This window comes from Vibrio sp. 10N.222.55.B11 (assembly GCF_041473705.1).
GTDB lineage: Bacteria > Pseudomonadota > Gammaproteobacteria > Enterobacterales > Vibrionaceae > Vibrio > Vibrio crassostreae_C.
In genome coordinates this window covers 13,058-30,020 of record NZ_JBFRST010000015.1, presented here as the reverse complement: position 1 = coordinate 30,020, position 16,963 = coordinate 13,058, and the positions used below count along the sequence as shown (strand labels likewise).

17 protein-coding genes are annotated in these 16,963 nt (G+C 43.9%); 15 read left to right on the top strand and 2 right to left on the bottom strand.

All coding sequences use genetic code 11. The features are described 5' to 3' along the window. The first annotated feature begins 68 nt into the window (after window positions 1–68). The 9 genes from eno (at window position 69) to rpoS (ending at window position 7,782) form a co-directional block, all read left to right on the top strand. Window positions 69–1,367: a phosphopyruvate hydratase gene (eno, locus tag AB4503_RS06565; RefSeq protein ID WP_017063215.1), complete on the top strand. Its 1,299-nt coding sequence runs from the start codon at window positions 69–71 to the stop codon at window positions 1,365–1,367. Window positions 1,368–1,768: 401 nt separating this feature from the next. After that, window positions 1,769–2,050 (top strand): cell division protein FtsB, encoded by a 282-nt coding sequence (gene ftsB, locus AB4503_RS06560; RefSeq protein ID WP_010435786.1) that lies wholly within the window; start codon window positions 1,769–1,771, stop codon window positions 2,048–2,050. Further along, window positions 2,050–2,751, top strand: a complete 702-nt coding sequence (gene ispD / locus AB4503_RS06555) for a 2-C-methyl-D-erythritol 4-phosphate cytidylyltransferase (protein WP_017067355.1) — start codon at window positions 2,050–2,052, stop codon at window positions 2,749–2,751. The genes ftsB and ispD overlap by 1 nt, the downstream gene beginning before the upstream one ends. Window positions 2,752–2,753: 2 nt before the next feature. Further along, window positions 2,754–3,233, top strand: coding sequence for a 2-C-methyl-D-erythritol 2,4-cyclodiphosphate synthase (gene ispF / locus AB4503_RS06550; RefSeq protein WP_017067356.1), 480 nt, complete (start codon window positions 2,754–2,756; stop codon window positions 3,231–3,233). Window positions 3,234–3,255: 22 nt separating this feature from the next. Continuing rightward, complete coding sequence (gene truD / locus AB4503_RS06545; protein ID WP_372114037.1) at window positions 3,256–4,302, top strand: tRNA pseudouridine(13) synthase TruD; 1,047 nt, start codon at window positions 3,256–3,258, stop codon at window positions 4,300–4,302. A gap of 81 nt (window positions 4,303–4,383) precedes the next feature. Continuing rightward, the gene (gene surE / locus AB4503_RS06540) at window positions 4,384–5,127 is read left to right on the top strand and encodes a 5'/3'-nucleotidase SurE (RefSeq protein ID WP_017059030.1); all 744 of its coding nucleotides are present in this window, start codon (window positions 4,384–4,386) and stop codon (window positions 5,125–5,127) included. Further along, entirely contained in the window at window positions 5,128–5,754 is a 627-nt protein-coding gene (locus AB4503_RS06535; protein ID WP_017059029.1) for a protein-L-isoaspartate(D-aspartate) O-methyltransferase, read from the top strand. A 34-nt stretch (window positions 5,755–5,788) separates the two neighbouring features. Next, window positions 5,789–6,703 (top strand): murein hydrolase activator NlpD, encoded by a 915-nt coding sequence (gene nlpD / locus AB4503_RS06530; RefSeq protein ID WP_372114035.1) that lies wholly within the window; start codon window positions 5,789–5,791, stop codon window positions 6,701–6,703. 98 nt (window positions 6,704–6,801) lie between these two features. After that, window positions 6,802–7,782: an RNA polymerase sigma factor RpoS gene (gene rpoS, locus AB4503_RS06525; protein ID WP_017059027.1), complete on the top strand. Its 981-nt coding sequence runs from the start codon at window positions 6,802–6,804 to the stop codon at window positions 7,780–7,782. A gap of 140 nt (window positions 7,783–7,922) precedes the next feature. On the opposite strand, the gene mutS is transcribed toward rpoS, so the two are convergent. Beyond that, window positions 7,923–10,508: a DNA mismatch repair protein MutS gene (gene mutS / locus AB4503_RS06520; RefSeq protein WP_372114033.1), complete on the bottom strand. Its 2,586-nt coding sequence runs from the start codon at window positions 10,506–10,508 to the stop codon at window positions 7,923–7,925. A 174-nt stretch (window positions 10,509–10,682) separates the two neighbouring features. Between mutS and AB4503_RS06515 the strand changes: the two genes are divergently transcribed. Further along, a complete protein-coding gene (locus AB4503_RS06515) occupies window positions 10,683–12,017 on the top strand; it encodes a site-specific integrase (RefSeq protein WP_076655932.1) in 1,335 nt (444 codons plus the stop codon). 107 nt (window positions 12,018–12,124) lie between these two features. On the opposite strand, the gene AB4503_RS06510 is transcribed toward AB4503_RS06515, so the two are convergent. Beyond that, window positions 12,125–13,303, bottom strand: a complete 1,179-nt coding sequence (locus AB4503_RS06510; protein WP_372040756.1) for a hypothetical protein — start codon at window positions 13,301–13,303, stop codon at window positions 12,125–12,127. Between the two features lie 760 nt (window positions 13,304–14,063). Here AB4503_RS06510 and AB4503_RS06505 point away from each other — a divergent pair. The 5 genes from AB4503_RS06505 (at window position 14,064) to AB4503_RS06485 (ending at window position 16,901) form a co-directional block, all read left to right on the top strand. Next, window positions 14,064–14,741 carry an inovirus Gp2 family protein gene (locus AB4503_RS06505; RefSeq protein WP_372114031.1) on the top strand — a complete coding sequence of 226 codons (678 nt, stop codon included), beginning with the start codon at window positions 14,064–14,066 and terminating at the stop codon, window positions 14,739–14,741. Between the two features lie 59 nt (window positions 14,742–14,800). After that, the gene (locus tag AB4503_RS06500; RefSeq protein WP_372114029.1) at window positions 14,801–15,463 is read left to right on the top strand and encodes an inovirus Gp2 family protein; all 663 of its coding nucleotides are present in this window, start codon (window positions 14,801–14,803) and stop codon (window positions 15,461–15,463) included. A 60-nt stretch (window positions 15,464–15,523) separates the two neighbouring features. Continuing rightward, window positions 15,524–16,123, top strand: coding sequence for an inovirus Gp2 family protein (locus tag AB4503_RS06495; RefSeq protein WP_372114027.1), 600 nt, complete (start codon window positions 15,524–15,526; stop codon window positions 16,121–16,123). Between the two features lie 69 nt (window positions 16,124–16,192). Continuing rightward, window positions 16,193–16,378, top strand: coding sequence for an AlpA family transcriptional regulator (locus AB4503_RS06490; RefSeq protein ID WP_017090816.1), 186 nt, complete (start codon window positions 16,193–16,195; stop codon window positions 16,376–16,378). Between the two features lie 82 nt (window positions 16,379–16,460). Continuing rightward, a complete protein-coding gene (locus AB4503_RS06485; protein ID WP_372114025.1) occupies window positions 16,461–16,901 on the top strand; it encodes a ribonuclease HI in 441 nt (146 codons plus the stop codon). The last annotated feature ends 62 nt before the right edge of the window (window positions 16,902–16,963 follow it).

Genomic DNA, 16,963 nt, shown 5'->3' with positions numbered 1-16,963 from the left:
TAGCTGCGTAAGTTGTGCTGCTACCTTTAAATTTGACATTTATATATTCAACGAGAAGGAAACATTCAATGTCTAAGATCGTTAAAGTTCTAGGTCGTGAAATCATCGATTCACGTGGTAACCCAACTGTAGAAGCTGAAGTACACCTAGAAGGCGGTTTCGTAGGTATGGCTGCTGCTCCATCTGGCGCATCTACTGGTTCTCGCGAAGCTCTTGAGCTACGTGACGGCGACAAATCACGTTTCCTAGGTAAAGGTGTTCTTAAAGCTATTGAAGCTGTAAACGGCCCAATCGCTGAAGCTCTAGTTGGTACTGACGCTAAAGCACAAGCTGACGTTGACCAAATCATGCTTGACCTAGACGGTACTGATAACAAGTCTAAGTTCGGCGCGAACGCTATCCTAGCTGTATCTCTAGCTAACGCAAAAGCTGCTGCTGCTGCGAAAGGCATGCCTCTATACGAGCACATCGCTGAGCTAAACGGTACTGCTGGTCAGTTCTCTATGCCTCTACCAATGATGAACATCATCAACGGTGGTGAGCACGCAGATAACAACGTTGACATCCAAGAGTTCATGATCCAACCAGTTGGCGCTAAAACTCTTAAAGAAGGTCTACGTATCGGCGCTGAAGTATTCCACAACCTAGCTAAAGTTCTTAAGTCTAAAGGCTACAGCACTGCAGTTGGTGATGAAGGTGGTTTCGCTCCTAACCTTAAGTCTAACGCTGAAGCTCTAGAAGTTATCGCAGAAGCTGTTGCAGCTGCTGGTTACGAACTAGGTAAAGACGTTACTCTTGCTATGGACTGTGCAGCATCTGAGTTCTTCGACAAAGAAGCTGGTATCTACAACATGAAGGGCGAAGGTAAAACTTTCACTTCTGAAGAGTTCAACCACTACCTAGCTGAGCTAGCGAACAACTTCCCAATCGTTTCTATTGAAGACGGTCTTGACGAGTCAGATTGGGATGGCTTCAAGCACCAAACTGAACTTCTAGGCAACAAACTTCAAATCGTTGGTGACGATCTGTTCGTTACAAACACTAAGATTCTTGCTGAAGGTATCGAGAAAGGCGTAGCTAACTCTATCCTTATCAAGTTCAACCAAATCGGTTCTCTAACAGAGACTCTAGCTGCTATCAAGATGGCTAAAGACGCTGGCTACACTGCAGTAATCTCTCACCGTTCTGGCGAAACTGAAGATGCAACTATCGCTGATCTAGCGGTAGGTACAGCTGCAGGTCAAATCAAAACTGGTTCTATGAGTCGTTCTGACCGTGTTGCTAAGTACAACCAACTTATCCGTATCGAAGAAGCTCTAGGTTCTAAAGCTCCTTACAACGGTCTTAAAGAAGTTAAAGGTCAATAATTCGTCCTATTTGGCACTGTAGCTGCGTTAACTGCAGAAGATTCACTAAGTCACATAGGAAACTATGCTCCATAGCTGAATCTTCTTTGTTGCCTTGCTACAGCACCAACTAGTTAGAATTATGCACTAATACTTTTGAATGCCTCGCTTATGCGGGGCATTTTTTTGTCTGTAGAAAACTGAATGAAAGAAGCTCTAGGCTCTAAAGCTCCTCCTTGTCACATATAAAGTTCGTCATTCCCTAGACTGACGAAGGAAGGAGTAGGGAATCTCATTGTTTTCCTGACAATGACTCCCCGACTTATTGATTCCCTGACACCACATATCTCGCACCAATAAGCTCATTATGGTATATATGTGCCTTATTCTAGTTCCTTCTTTTTCAACCGGCGAAAGGTGTTATGCGAATTTTTGCTTTAGTACTGCTCATAGTGTTTGGCTGGCTACAACACACACTGTGGCTCGGTAAAAATGGTATCTCTGATTACTACGGTGTGAACAACGAAATCCAAGTTCAACAGCAAGTAAATGAAAAGCTGCATATTCGAAATGCAGAAATGTTTGCTGAAATTGACGATCTACGCCAAGGCTTAGACGCGATAGAAGAACGCGCACGTCATGAACTTGGAATGGTCAAAGAAGGTGAAACGTTTTATCGCATCATTGGTGAGGAATCCCATTAATGTCGACTCAACTTCAAAGCGTGATTGCCGTTGTACCTGCGGCGGGCGTCGGTAGCCGAATGAAGGCAGACCGCCCTAAGCAATATCTCAAGATTCACGGCAAAACAATTTTAGAGCACACCATTGAGAAATTACTGTCTCACCCACAAGTCGCTCAAATTGTCGTTGCGATCAGCGATGATGACCCATACTACCCTGATCTAGCACTCAACCTGAACCCGCAAGTGATCAGAGTGTCAGGCGGAAGCGAGCGAGCGGACTCTGTACTCTCTGCGCTAAACTATATCGCTGAGCAGCAGCTTAGTGATTGGGTAATGGTTCACGATGCGGCAAGGCCGTGTGTTCAGCTAAGTGATATCGACAAGCTAATTTCCGGCGCGATGAGCCATGATGTGGGCGCTATTTTAGCGGCTCCAGTTCGTGACACGATGAAGCGCGGTGCCCAAGGGCAGATCGAGCATACCGTTGAGCGTGCCGATTTATGGCATGCACTTACGCCGCAAATGTTCAGAGCAAAGCCTCTGTGGAAGGCATTAAGTGAGGCGTTGCAACAAGGCGCTTCAATTACTGATGAAGCCTCAGCCTTTGAATGGAAAGGTTTATCGCCCGCTTTAGTGGCTGGGCGTTCAGATAATTTTAAGATTACTCAGCCAGAAGATTTAGCGCTCGCTGAGTTCTATTTAAGTCAGAATAAGGAATAATGATGATTCGTATTGGCCATGGCTTTGATGTACATAAGTTTGGTGGTGAAGGCCCGGTAATTATTGGTGGCGTGAGCGTCCCTTATGAACAAGGTCTTATTGCACACTCAGACGGTGATGTTGCCCTACATGCGTTATGTGACGCTCTATTGGGTGCGATTGCTGCGGGTGATATTGGTCGTCATTTCCCTGATACCGATGACGAATGGAAAGGTGCGGATAGCCGTGAGCTACTGAAAGATGTTTATCGTCGAGTAAAAGAGCAAGGCTACGTGATTGGTAATGCCGATATTACTATCATGGCGCAAGCACCAAAAATGGCGCCTCATATAGACTCTATGTGCCAAGCTATTGCACAAGACTTAGAAACCAGCATCAGTAATGTGAATGTAAAAGCGACGACCACAGAGCGTTTAGGTTTTACAGGTCGCAAAGAGGGCATCGCATGTGAAGCGGTGGTCCTAATTACCAAAAGTGCGTAAGCACCAACACGAAAAGAACAGCATGTCAGATATTTTATCTTCATTGGCTTATCTAAACGGTAAACCAACTGCGAAAGCAAAACTAAAAGCAAAAGCCGAACACTTTGTCGTTAATGAAGACTTGGGTTTTGAATTTACCGGCGAAGGCGAGCATCTCATGGTTCGCATCCGTAAAACGGGTGAGAACACGAGCTTCGTGGCCAATGAGCTGGCTAAAGCTTGCGGTGTTAAGTCGAAAGACGTGAGCTGGGCGGGTTTGAAAGACCGCCACGCTGTGACAGAGCAGTGGTTGAGTGTACACCTACCAAAAGGTGAGCCTGACTTTTCAGGGTTCTTAGCACAGTACCCAAGCATTGAGATCTTGGCGACAGCAAGACACAACAAAAAGTTACGTCCGGGTGATTTAGTTGGCAACCAATTCGAGCTGACTTTGTCTGAAGTAACAGACTGTGATGATGTCGTAAAACGTTTGGAAAAAGTCGCTCAAGTCGGTGTGCCAAATTACTTCGGTGCTCAGCGTTTTGGTAATGAAGGTAACAACTTATCTGAAGCTCGTCGTTGGGGCCGTGATAACGTTCGTACTCGTAACCAGAATAAGCGCAGCTTGTACCTTTCTGCGGCTCGCTCGTGGATTTACAACCTGATCCTGTCGGACCGTATTGAGCAAGATGCGTTTGCATCGGCATTGGTTGGCGATATTGTCATGAAAGACGGTGCTCAACTGGCAGTAACAGCAGACAACATTGAAGCTGTAAACCAAGACATTGCGAACGGTTCTGCTTTGATAACTGTTGCTTTGGCTGGCGATAATGCCTTACCAACGATTGATGAGTCTCAAGCTCTAGAACAGAAACACCTTGATGCTGAACCGGATCTAATGGCTCTGATTCGTGGTAACCGTATGCGTCATGATCGCCGTGAAGCGTCACTGAAACCAACAGACTTAACTTGGGAAGTGAACGAAGATAATGTCACGCTTAAGTTCTCTCTTGATGCGGGTTGTTTCGCAACCGCTATCGTTCGAGAGTTGGTTGAAGAAGTACACGTAGAGAGAACCTACGAGCAATAACGATTCTGCTTGGAGCTGAGTCACTTGATTTTGGAATTTAAGTGACTTGGCTTAGCATGGGAACAAAAGAAAGGATACAAGATGAAGATTTTACTCAGCAATGATGATGGTGTGCACGCTCAAGGTATTCATGAGCTGGCAAATGAGCTACGTGATCTTGCTGACGTTATCATTGTTGCCCCTGACCGTAATCGCTCGGGTGCGTCAAATTCATTAACTTTAGAACAGCCTCTGCGTGTTCAAGAGATTACTGAAAATACCTATTCGGTACAAGGAACACCGACCGACTGTGTGCATTTTGCGTTAAACGAACTGCTAAAGAATGACATGCCTGATCTGGTATTAACGGGCATTAATCACGGTGCTAACCTGGGTGATGACGTGCTTTATTCCGGCACGGTGGCTGCAGCAATGGAAGGGCATTTTCTAGGCGTTCAATCGGTAGCGTTTTCTCTGGTGGGAAAAAAACATTTTAAGACAGCGGCAGCGATTGCTCGTCGTATTGTCGAACAACATTTAGCAAACCCAATCCCGACCAACCGCTTGTTGAACGTAAACGTTCCTGATTTAGCCTTAGAACAATTGTCTGGTACTCAGGTGACGCGCTTAGGTGCTCGTCATCACGCTGAAGATATGATCAAGCAAAAAGACCCGCGTGGTCACGATATCTATTGGCTTGGCCCTCCGGGTAAAGAGCAAGATGCCGGTGAAGGTACCGATTTTTACGCGATTGAGCATGGCTTTGTGTCGGTAACACCGTTGCAGGTTGATCTGACGGCGCATGAGTCGTTGGGTGCGATGGCAACATGGTTAGGGGAGAAGTAAGTGAGTAATCCGCAAGCTGAGCGTTTAATTACTTTCCTGATTGAAAATGGTATTCAGGATCAAAAGGTTCTTGATGCGATTTACCAACTGCCGAGAGAGAGCTTTTTATCACAGGCGATGTATCACCAAGCCTATGATAATAATGCGCTGCCTATCGGTCAGGGTCAGACAATCTCACAGCCATACATTGTTGCTAAAATGACAGAGCTACTTGAATTACAACAAGATAGCCGTGTCTTGGAGATCGGAACGGGTTCTGGTTACCAAACTGCGGTATTGGCTCAACTTGTTGATCATGTCTATTCGGTTGAAAGAATAAAGTCGCTACAATGGGATGCCAAGCGTAGGTTGAAGCAACTCGATTTCTACAATATCTCAACTAAGCACGGTGATGGTTGGCAAGGTTGGTCTTCAAAAGCCCCTTTTGATGCGATTATTGTCACCGCCGCTGCAGAGTCGATTCCTCAAGCGCTTCTGCAACAGCTGAAAGATGGCGGTCGTTTACTGATTCCAGTCGGTGATGACGAACAGCAACTATTGAAGATCGTTCGACACGGCGATGAGTTTTTATCGAGTGTTATCGAGATGGTGAGATTTGTACCTCTTGTTCCTGGTGAGCTAGCTTAATAAAAGACTAATGGTGTAGGTGGATAGAGAGTCGATGCGTTCGAAGTTGTTAAAAGGAAGTACTTTACTGCTTAGCTGTGCCCTTGTTGGGTGTGCAGCGAATTCGCCTGCGCCCGTTTCAAACCTAAACAAGAATTACTCATCGATTGATCGTGGTAGTTATCGTGGCAGTTACTATGAAGTTAAAAAAGGCGACACCCTTTACTTCATTGCTTATGTCACCAATAAAGACGTTAAAGACCTCATCGGTTATAACAAGTTGTCTGCTCCTTACACTATCCACCCAGGGCAGAAGCTTAAGTTATGGCGTCCTAGCTACAACGCGCCAGCGTATGGTAAGTCAACGGTAGCGGCAGCAGCAGTTGCTGCGCCTGTCGCCGCATCCACAACGTCATCTGCGGCAAGTAAACCGAAAACCACACCAAAAAAGAGCAAAAACTCTAAACCGGCTCCAGCTCAAACTACCACCAAAGTGGTGAAAAAAGATCCACCAAAGAAGGTTGAACAATCCAAATCAAAGGAGTATGTTGGTTCTAAAGGTAAACAGAATGTTACACCGCCCACCAAACCAACAAGTGATAAAGTATCCAAATGGTTATGGCCAACTAAAGGGAGAGTAATCAAGAGTTTCTCTGTAGGCGAACAAGGAAATAAAGGCATAGACATAGCAGGACAGCGAGGTCAGCCAATAGTATCTACTGCAGGGGGAACGGTTGTTTATTCGGGTAATGCACTACGAGGCTACGGCAATCTAGTGATTGTGAAGCACAATGATAATTACTTAAGTGCATACGCGCACAACGACCGACTATTAGTATCTGAAGGGCAAAGTGTGAAACCAGGGCAGAAGATTGCAACAATGGGAAGCTCTGGAGCCAGCAGTGTTAGGCTGCACTTTGAGATTCGTTACCAAGGTAAGTCCGTTAATCCAAAACGATATTTACCTTAAATACAATATGCAAAAATTACGTATTGTATGGAGTGACATAGTCATTTAGCGACATATGAAGTTGTAATGTCATGCTAATTTCGCCAGGGGGAGGCGTTATGAGTATAAGCAATGCAGTAACCAAAGAAGAGTTCGATCTTGACCAAGCAACCACGGAACCGGAAGCTCTTGGAAAAGCAAAACGAACAGTCACTAAGAAAACCGAAGCGAAAGAAGAAGTTGAAGTTACGTCTAAAAGTTTAGATGCCACTCAACTCTACTTAGGCGAAATTGGTTTCTCACCACTACTAACCGCTGAAGAAGAAGTGCTATATGCACGTCGAGCTCTACGCGGTGATGAAGCAGCACGTAAACGCATGATCGAAAGTAACCTGCGTTTAGTGGTAAAAATTTCACGTCGTTATAGCAACCGCGGCCTTGCACTTCTCGATCTAATCGAAGAAGGCAACCTAGGTTTGATTCGCGCCGTAGAGAAGTTTGATCCAGAGCGTGGCTTCCGCTTCTCAACTTACGCGACATGGTGGATTCGTCAAACCATTGAACGTGCGTTAATGAATCAGACTCGCACTATCCGTTTGCCAATCCATGTTGTGAAAGAGCTGAACATCTACCTACGTACTGCAAGAGAGCTATCACAAAAGCTTGACCATGAACCAACGGCAGAAGAAATTGCTTCTAAGCTAGATAAGCCGGTTGGTGATGTGAGCAAGATGCTTCGTCTAAACGAAAGAGTGAGCTCTGTTGATACGCCAATTGGTGGTGACGGTGAGAAAGCGCTGTTGGATATTATTCCAGACATCAATAATTCAGATCCTGAGGTTTCAACTCAAGATAGCGATATCAAGAACTCGTTGATTTTCTGGCTTGATGAGCTGAATCCTAAGCAGAAAGAGGTGCTTGCGCGTCGCTTTGGACTACTGGGTTATGAACCGTCAACATTAGAAGAAGTGGGCCGCGAAATCAGCCTGACTCGTGAACGTGTTCGTCAAATCCAAGTTGAAGGTCTTCGCCGTCTACGTGAGATTCTTATCAAGCAAGGTCTGAATATGGAAAACCTGTTCAACGTAGAAAACGACTAATTGAACGGATGATGCTTCTCTAAATAGAAGACAAATAAAAACGCTGACTTTAAGTCAGCGTTTTTTTGTTTGTGGCTTTGGTATTTCATGCCGTCTAATCAAAATAGCAGTACGGCCATAACAAGCTACTTGGTAAGAAACTAAAGCAGCTTCTTCAAGCGGTAAAGTTCTTCTAATGCTTGGCGAGGAGTTAGATCATCAGGATCAACATTCGCTAGCGCTTGCTCTACTTCACTCGGTTCTGGGATCAGGCTCAGTTGGTTTGCGATATCGACACCGCTTGGCTTCGATGTTGGCGACTCCATACTTAACGCTTCTAACTGAGTCAGCTTCGCACGAGCATTCTTGATCACTGCTTTCGGTACGCCAGCTAAACCTGCAACCGCTAGACCATAAGATTTACTTGCAGCACCTTCTTGAACTGCGTGCATAAAGGCAATGCTATCACCATGCTCAACCGCATCTAAGTGTACGTTTGCTAAAGTTGGAAGTTGGTTAGGTAGTTCAGTTAGCTCAAAGTAGTGCGTTGCAAACAGTGTCATCGCATTGATTTGATTGGCTAGCCACTCTGCACTTGCCCAAGCCAGAGACAGGCCATCGTAAGTACTGGTACCACGACCGATTTCATCCATTAGCACAAGGCTGTTTGGTGTTGCATTGTGCAGGATATTTGCGGTTTCTGTCATCTCAACCATGAAGGTTGAACGGCCAGAAGCCAAATCATCGGATGCGCCAATACGCGTAAAGATACGGTCGATAGAGCCGATGGTTGCGCTTTCTGCAGGAACATAACAACCGATATGAGCCATCAATGCGATGAGTGCCGTTTGGCGCATGTAGGTCGATTTACCACCCATGTTGGGACCCGTGATGATCAGCATCTTACGTTGATCATTCAGGTCGATAGGGTTAGCAATGAAAGGTTCGTCCATCACTTGTTCAACAACAGGGTGACGACCGGCCTGAATTTGTACGCCAGCAGACTCTGTCATGGTTGGACGACAGTAATCAAGGGTATCTGCACGCTCAGCCAAGTTCTGTAGAACATCAAGCTGAGATACTGAAGAGGCGATATTTTGTAGGCGCTCTAGATACGGCAGTAGTAAGTCAAACAACTCTTCCCACAGCTGTTTCTCGATAGCGAGTGCTTTCGACTTAGAGTTAAGTACTTTGTCTTCGTGCTCTTTTAGCTCAGGAATGATGTAACGCTCAGCATTTTTCAGCGTTTGACGACGAACATAGTGTGGCGGCACAAGATGGCTTTGCCCACGGCTTACTTGAATGAAGAAACCATGTACGTTGTTGTAGCCAACTTTTAGCGTGTCGATGCCATGACGTTCACGCTCTTCTTGCTCAAGCTTATCAAGAAATTCAGTTGCGCCTGCTGCAAGGTCGCGCCATTCGTCTAACTCGGCATTGTAGCCTTCTGCAATCACACCACCGTCACGGATAACCACCGGTGGGTTCTCTTTGATTGCACGTTCAAGCAGCTCAGAAACCTCATCCACAGGAGAAGCATATTGAGCAAGTTGAGTTAGGTATGGGTGCTTCAGTTGCGTCAGTGTTTCAGCAAGCTCTGGCAAATATTCCATTGCTTGGCGAAGACGCGCCATATCGCGAGGGCGAGCAGAGCGAAGTGCTAATCGAGCGAGAATACGTTCGATATCACCAATCTGTTTTAAGGTTGGCTGTAGTTCTGTGAATAGAGCCAAATCTTTCATTTCACCAATTGCATCTAAGCGCTGATCGAGTGCAGATATATTGCGCATTGGTTGATGTAACCAACGCTTAAGCATACGGCTACCCATTGCTGTCGCAGTGTGATCAAGTACTTCGGCAAGGGTGTTATCAGTACCACCCCCAAGATTTTGCGTGATCTCCAAATTACGACGAGTTGCAGCATCAAGGATCACCGAGTGATCTTGTTTATCCATAGTGAGTGAACGGATATGAGGGAGGGCAGTACGTTGGGTATCTTTCACGTATTGGATCAAACAACCAGCCGCACATAGACCCAGTTTCGCGCTTTCTACGCCAAAGCCAACCAGATCGCGAGTACCAAACTGCTTATTCAATTGCTGCTTAGCGGTGTCTAATTCAAATTCCCATACAGGGCGGCGGCGGTTGCCATTACGGCTTGCCATTAAATCGACGGGTTCGAAATCTTCAGGGAACAGCAGCTCACGCGGAGAGGTTCTTTGTAGCTCAGCGGCCATCGCTTCTTCTGTTTCTGGCTCGCAAAGTTGGAATCGGCCAGAGGTAATATCAAGTGTCGCATAACCGAATTTACCGTTGTGGTGATAAATGGCTGCAATTAGGTTATCAACGCGTTCAGAAAGCAAGGCTTCGTCGGTTACGGTACCCGGTGTCACGATACGCACTACTGCACGCTCAACAGGGCCTTTTGAAAGTGCTGGATTACCAATCTGTTCACAAATTGCTACGGACTCACCAAGTTGCACTAACTTTGCAAGGTATCCTTCAACCGCATGGTATGGAACACCTGCCATCGGAATCGGTTCACCATTTGATGAGCCACGCTTAGTCAGTGAAATATCGAGGAGTTGAGAGGCTTTTTTAGCGTCATCGTAGAAAAGCTCGTAGAAATCGCCCATGCGGTAGAACAGCAGAATTTCTGGGTTTTCTGCTTTCAGTTTTAGATACTGCTGCATCATAGGTGTATGCACTGCTTTTATGTCTTTGTTTTTAGTGGTTTCTTTTTGCATTAAGTTACTTTAAATCAATAAGTTATGAATTTCTGGGATCTTCAACAAGTCCCACTAAGTATCAAAGGATTTCACTACAGCGCGATCATTAGTGTAGGTAAAAGTGTAGTTTTTTTATTTCCTATACTAGATAATACAATCGCCGCACAATATTGCGATAAGGGACCCCGATAAATGGCTGATAAGAAGAATATCAAATCTATAACGAATAAGACAATTGAGGCGCTAACGGCTAAGAAAGGTGTCTTGTCTGATACTGGAGAAAACCGAGGGCTAAGAATAGCCTGTGGAAAGACGGGCAGGAAAACTTTTACCTATCGCTATAGAAGCCCAGAGTCAGGTGGTAAACTTGTACAGATTAAGCTAGGTACCTTTCCTGATATGTCACTTGAGCAAGCTCGCATTAAGCTTCGCGAAATGAAAGCCATAAGAGAGCGGGGAATATGTCCAAAGGCTGACTTAGAAAGGCAAGAACAAGAGCGGCGTAAGTTATTAAAGACTGAGCGTGTTAATAGCATTACTCTCAAAGATGTGATCGATCATTATTTAGAAAATTATATTCAAGACAGATTTACTTCTTCTGGTGGAGTGATCTCAGGAGCTCGTAAGGCAAAAGGACAAAAAGAAGTTAGACGAACCTTGTATGTTGATATTGTCGCTCTTCTTGGAGATAGATCTGTTATGGAAGTCGGCAAAAGTGACATCACGTATTTAATTCAAGGGATCATTGATAGAGGTGCGCCAGTACAAGCAGGCTCTGTGTTACGAGAGCTATCCAGTGCCTATGAGTATGCTATTGGTATGGATTATCTCCCTGAAAACTTTGTCAATCCAGCGCTGTTGGCTATTAATAAGTTTAAGAAGAGTAAGGTTAAGCTGACTAATAATAAAGGTAAGAGAGTGTTAGACCATTCTGAGTTATCTAGATTTATCAAATGGTTGCCGAATTCGAGTTTTTCTAAAAACATAAGAGGTATTCTCCGAATGACGCTGTGGACAGGCTGTCGTACTGGAGAGGTTTGCGACTTAGAGTGGCAGCAGATTGATTTTGATAAGAACACCATTTATTTAACTGAAACAAAAAATGGTAACTCTCGTTATGTTCAGCTGCCTTCTCAAGCTGTTCAGTGGTTACGTAAGTGGAAAGAGGTTAAATCATACCCTCAATCTATCTATGTTTTTTCTACTTCTAAAGGAGGTTCTCACGTAGTTCAAAAACAACTAACTCAGTATACGTGGCGAATGCGTAGAGATGGATTAATGATTGATATGCCGCTTTGGACTCCTCACGATTTACGACGAACAGTACGAACGGAATTAGCACGTATGGGGTGCCCTACGGGAGTTGCTGAAGCAGTATTGGGGCATAGTGTTAAAGGCATTGAGGGAACATATAATTTGCACCGCTATGAGGCTGAGTGTCGAGAGTGGCTACAGCGCTGGGCTGATGAGTTAGACTCGATAGTAAACGTTAAGACTAATATTGTTCAGTTTCCCGAAGTGGTATAATGTCGTAGGGTAAAGAGGGAGATGCCCATATTTCTCCCTTTACCGCTATAAGTTTTAACCTTGAGGGCTGCTCTGCTCGTTGCCATTTTCATCTGACATTTAAATGGTTAATCTTCTCTTGTCTTTTTCAGACTCTTATATTCTTGCCTGATTATTCTATTGAGAGCTTGTTTGATTTTTGATGGATACTTTGATTCAGTGATACCGATAAGCATGTCCCATTGCTTTTGAGAAAAGGTTAGAGTGAAGTCTTTGCACTCACTCTTGTCTAAGGAATACTTATCTCCTATCAGTTTGAACCGATCTTCAAACTCTTCTTTCGTCGTCGTCGTATAGAGGATGTCAAGAAATGAGATTATGCAGTATTGCCTAATGGTAGGGTCTTCAACTGGCGGATAAAATCGAAGGATACTGTATTGTTTAATCAGTCTTTCGTAGGTTTTGTTAATCAGCTCACTACTATCATTTTTCATAATGCCTCGGGATGCAGGCACTTTGCTATAACATTGCTGATAGAGTCGCTTAGCTTGCGTGATGAAACGTATGTTTTCATAACGATATGCTTCTTTTGTAAAAGCAACAGTATGGAAGTGATCAATCATTTTTTCTATAGCATGAGGGTCATTTACCGGGTCATAGTGTTCTATTGGCCTTAAGGCTTCTATGTATGGTTCATACTCCTTTTGGATCTTAGTTATTTCTTCTTTATCTTCTAATATAACTTTGTCGACTAGCTGATCAACCAGCTCAGGATCGCAGTTTTTTCCTTCACGCTTCCTATCTCTAACAATTCTTTTTCGTTTAATATCGCGCAGCTTACTTTCCCGTGTTTGGTGTCCAATAGAGTTAAATTTAGGCCAAAAAACCTGACCTATATAAATCTTTGAATAACGATTGTTTGTTATCAATATGTTGCTTTTTATAGATAGTTTAATTAGTGAGTAAAGAAAAAAATCCGCCCTTGTACTGTTGAGCCAAGATATATAGAAATTTGGAATTATGCATTTTTTTGCTATGTAGAGTAGGTCATTCAAGAGTGTTTGTAGCTGCTCCTTCACATCAAGACTGAAACTTCCGTTCTCTAACACTTCTGTTTCAATGTGTAGTTTTTCAGCAACAATTTCAGTGAAGTGATGCTTGAGACCGCGCTGTTGCATAACAGATAAGTCATAGCCATTTAATAGATGATTGTTTTGTTTGAAGTATATGTAGCTTATGTAAAAGCGAAGCTGAGTGTTATCAGCCGTATCTCGCACAAGGGTAAATCGATAGCTAGGACCTTTCATAAGTCATGCACTCTCGTAGGCATTTTCGAAAGAAATACATTATATTTTTCAGTTGAAAATTACAAATTATAGACAAGAAAAATCGAAATATTTCGGCAAGAATTTTCATTATTTTAGCTATAGTGGGCCTTATAGATGATCGCCATACTATGAAAACTGTTTTAAGAAGTTTTACATTGTGATGTTTTTGTATTGCAATAATCTATTGTTATTTCTTCTATGAAAAAATTTGTTTGAACGTGCAACTGAGAAGTGCTGTCTTGCAAAAATTAGTGCTGCTTTCTTTTGGTATAAACTCAAACGTTAGGGGAGCACGTCATCCAACTTCTCAAATAAAAACATGAAATAGAGATGATAAGAGTGAATCAGTTTGATTAGTTGATGAAGGAGCGTTATTTGAGATAACCCGGAGTGTTAAATGAGCCTATCACCTTTGTTTGTATTCAGTTGCCATCATGTAACTTGAAAGCGAAGGGGTATTTCATTCCTATAAAAATGCACCATCAGTTGTTGATTATTTGTATGCTTGTTGTTGGTTTGAATAGTGTGAAAGCCTAATTGAAACGCTTTAAACCTTGAGCGGGGGAAGAAGGATATGTCTGTCTGGTTAGTATTATTACGTTAATAACTAAACATCTACCTATACCTATACCTATACCTATCATCACATATCCCTGAGTCACACCAAGTGACTCACTGTACACAATTAAAAATAACGACACAGACCTATCTATGAACTTAAACACAGGAGTAGATAGGAATGAATGTACGTTCTCGCAAAAACAAAAACCTCAGACTCACCACCAAGCCAACCTTTTTGGGTAGACCTATCCAGACCGAGCACGGTCCACTCTACATCGACTACTTAGAAAAAATGTACGATACGGTTGATCTTGCATTAGACGAGTATCCTAGGCTAATGGCTGTTCGTGTGGATTTGAGGTTTCCTAAGCTAAGGAAAAACGAAAAGAGCGGTAATGTGATGACTGACTTTCTACGCTCATTACAGTCGCAGATTGATCACTCAGGCAAACGAAAGAAAAGAGAAGGGAGTAGGGTGCATCCCTGCAAGGTTAGAATTGCTTGGGTGAGAGAACGTTCTAGCTCGATAAACGACCACTATCACCTAGTGCTCATGTTCAACAAAGATAGATTTAACTGGTTAGGGAAAACTCAAGCGCAACAGGAGAACTTAGGCTCTTTTATCGTAGAGGCATGGGCTAGGGTCGCTGGTGTCGATTACGAAGAAGCCAATGGACTGGTTCATTTCTCAAAGAGAAAGAATAGCGACAGCGTGGTCATTCACCGCTTGAATAGTAACTCAGAAGACTTTGACGATGCGTTTGACGAGTTCTTCAAACACATTAGCTATTTAGCAAAAGAGCGCACTAAGCACTTTGGTAGCGGTAGGCGCAATTTCGGCCATAGCCACAAGTAGCTAAAAAATTACGGTAGTGACAGTTCCTGTGGGAATCACAATAAACCACAGGAACTAGAATGCCAAATCACATCAGCGTTGCTCACAACCGCTTAGTCACTATCACTCATGACCGAACGTTTAATGGGAAACCACTCTACTACCATGAGGCTGGTCTTGTCTTTGAATACCTAGAGGGCATCGAGCGAGTGCTGACTGAGGCGTTATGCCAATACCCTAAGCTTTGTGTCGCTCACTTTACTGTACGCCTACCGAGTGATTTCGATGGAGACCATTCTGAGGTCTTCAGTCGTTTCTTTCGCACTTTGGAGTTGGAAACCAATGAGTTGTGTCTAATGAAGTACAGGCGTAGACCTCACCAATATCATCAAACGGTCATACGCTATGTTTGGTCCAAGGCGTGTGAGTCCACCAACCAATACCACCTTGCCTTGTTCTTTGATAAACGGCTGTATCTTTGTTTAGGCAAAAGTAGATGCGGGAGGAGTCGTTACTTGTCCAGAATCAGAAAAGCATGGGATAGAGCGGTCGAAACCGACTATGGTAGAAAATGCTCAGGACTGGCGTATTCTCCATCTGATGACGTGTACGAACTTCTGAAAGGGGATGAAGCGTTTCCATTGCAGTTAGATGAGGTTTTCTATCGGATAAGCCGTCTCGCTAAGCCCACCACCAAACACGACGATAACCGTAGTACGAGTTTTGGTTGCAGTCGTCGATAACCTAAAAAATTACACCACAAGCAGTACTTATGTCATTCAACTAGCCATAGGTACTGTCTCATGCCCCACACTCCCCATACACCAGCAATAACCCATTCCACCACCTTTAACGATTATCCCGTGATCTACAGTGAGCACGGGCTGTATGAATCCGCCCTTACGAGTATGACCAACCTCTTTGAACAGGCACTAGAGCAGTTTGAGTTCACGTTAGTCATGCATTTGGGGCTATACCTTCCTAAAGACCACCCAGACACCGATTTAACCATCATCAATGACTACATCCACCAGCTTAAAAAGAAACTAAATACAGACTCACTCTATTACTCGTGGCGTAAGCGAGCCGATAAATCCCCCTCACACAATTACCAAGCCATACTCTTGCTTGATTACAACCAGTACTTTGGCTCCGCTATCTGTTGGGATAAACGTAATCAATTAGCCAACCACCTTAAAGAGGCATGGCAAGAGGCTGTACAGAGCCACTACGAAGGCAAAGAGCGTTCATTGGTGTTATTTAACGATAGAGGTAACTACGGCTTAGGGACGCGCTGCAAGAGCAAAAGTAGCGTAGTAAAGAACAGTGTATTTCACCGCATGAGCCGTCTAGCTGAGGCATGGGAAGAAGAGCATTACTGTTTTGGCTCTAGCGAGGATTAACCCCACCGCACTTTTTTACAGCGGTGGCTTATCTCATGGGTATATACAAAATACAGGAGACCATTCCCAATGAGATTTCTAAAGTTAAAAGAAGTGATGGAGAAAACGGCTTTAAGTCGTTCAGCGATTTACCGAAAAATGAATAACGGTAACTTTCCATTATCAGTCAATCTTGGAGATAGAGCCGTTGCTTGGGTTGATGGTGAGATTGATGATTGGATGGAATCATGCTTGGGATTACGAGAGATCCAATAATAATCCAAGTAGCAGAAAATATACTGACCACATCAACAGGGAGCCATTGAGGGCTCCCTTTTCAATTAGAGAGAGAAATAAAATGAGTTTTTCAATTTACGTAGATGGTGCAGCACCAAACAATCAACACGGATGCACACAGGGTGGAATTGGTATCGCAGCTTTTAATGAGCACGGTGAACTAGAGTATCAAGATAGCATCACTATCAGACGTAGTACCACCAATGCCGAATTAGAGCTAATGGCCTTAATCGAAGGTCTAGAGTACGCACAGGATGGCGATGTCATCTACTCAGACAGTGACTTTTGTGTGAAGGGTTATAACGGTTGGTTAGATAGCTGGAAAGAGAAAGGTTGGCGTAAGTCAGGCAAGAAGCCAGTAAAGAACCGTCATCTATGGCAACAAATCGACGAATTACGTTCTAAGAAATACGTAGAGGTGAGAAAGGTCAAAGCCCATTCAGGAGATAAAGGTAACGACATGGCAGACTTGTTAGCCGTTGAAGCGGCAGAGGCTGATTAAGACTATGTGCACAGTTTGTTAGCAGACCGCTAGCAGGCTGTGCGGTCGTATTCTTGCTTTAT

Coding starts and splice junctions, on each gene's coding strand:
- eno (WP_017063215.1), top strand. CDS start 69: ATGTCTAAGATCGTTAAAGTTCTAGGTCGTGAAATCATCGATTCACGT.
- ftsB (WP_010435786.1), top strand. CDS start 1,769: ATGCGAATTTTTGCTTTAGTACTGCTCATAGTGTTTGGCTGGCTACAA.
- ispD (WP_017067355.1), top strand. CDS start 2,050: ATGTCGACTCAACTTCAAAGCGTGATTGCCGTTGTACCTGCGGCGGGC.
- ispF (WP_017067356.1), top strand. CDS start 2,754: ATGATTCGTATTGGCCATGGCTTTGATGTACATAAGTTTGGTGGTGAA.
- truD (WP_372114037.1), top strand. CDS start 3,256: ATGTCAGATATTTTATCTTCATTGGCTTATCTAAACGGTAAACCAACT.
- surE (WP_017059030.1), top strand. CDS start 4,384: ATGAAGATTTTACTCAGCAATGATGATGGTGTGCACGCTCAAGGTATT.
- nlpD (WP_372114035.1), top strand. CDS start 5,789: ATGCGTTCGAAGTTGTTAAAAGGAAGTACTTTACTGCTTAGCTGTGCC.
- rpoS (WP_017059027.1), top strand. CDS start 6,802: ATGAGTATAAGCAATGCAGTAACCAAAGAAGAGTTCGATCTTGACCAA.
- mutS (WP_372114033.1), bottom strand. CDS start 10,508: ATGCAAAAAGAAACCACTAAAAACAAAGACATAAAAGCAGTGCATACA.
- AB4503_RS06515 (WP_076655932.1), top strand. CDS start 10,683: ATGGCTGATAAGAAGAATATCAAATCTATAACGAATAAGACAATTGAG.
- AB4503_RS06510 (WP_372040756.1), bottom strand. CDS start 13,303: ATGAAAGGTCCTAGCTATCGATTTACCCTTGTGCGAGATACGGCTGAT.
- AB4503_RS06505 (WP_372114031.1), top strand. CDS start 14,064: ATGAATGTACGTTCTCGCAAAAACAAAAACCTCAGACTCACCACCAAG.
- AB4503_RS06500 (WP_372114029.1), top strand. CDS start 14,801: ATGCCAAATCACATCAGCGTTGCTCACAACCGCTTAGTCACTATCACT.
- AB4503_RS06495 (WP_372114027.1), top strand. CDS start 15,524: ATGCCCCACACTCCCCATACACCAGCAATAACCCATTCCACCACCTTT.
- AB4503_RS06490 (WP_017090816.1), top strand. CDS start 16,193: ATGAGATTTCTAAAGTTAAAAGAAGTGATGGAGAAAACGGCTTTAAGT.
- AB4503_RS06485 (WP_372114025.1), top strand. CDS start 16,461: ATGAGTTTTTCAATTTACGTAGATGGTGCAGCACCAAACAATCAACAC.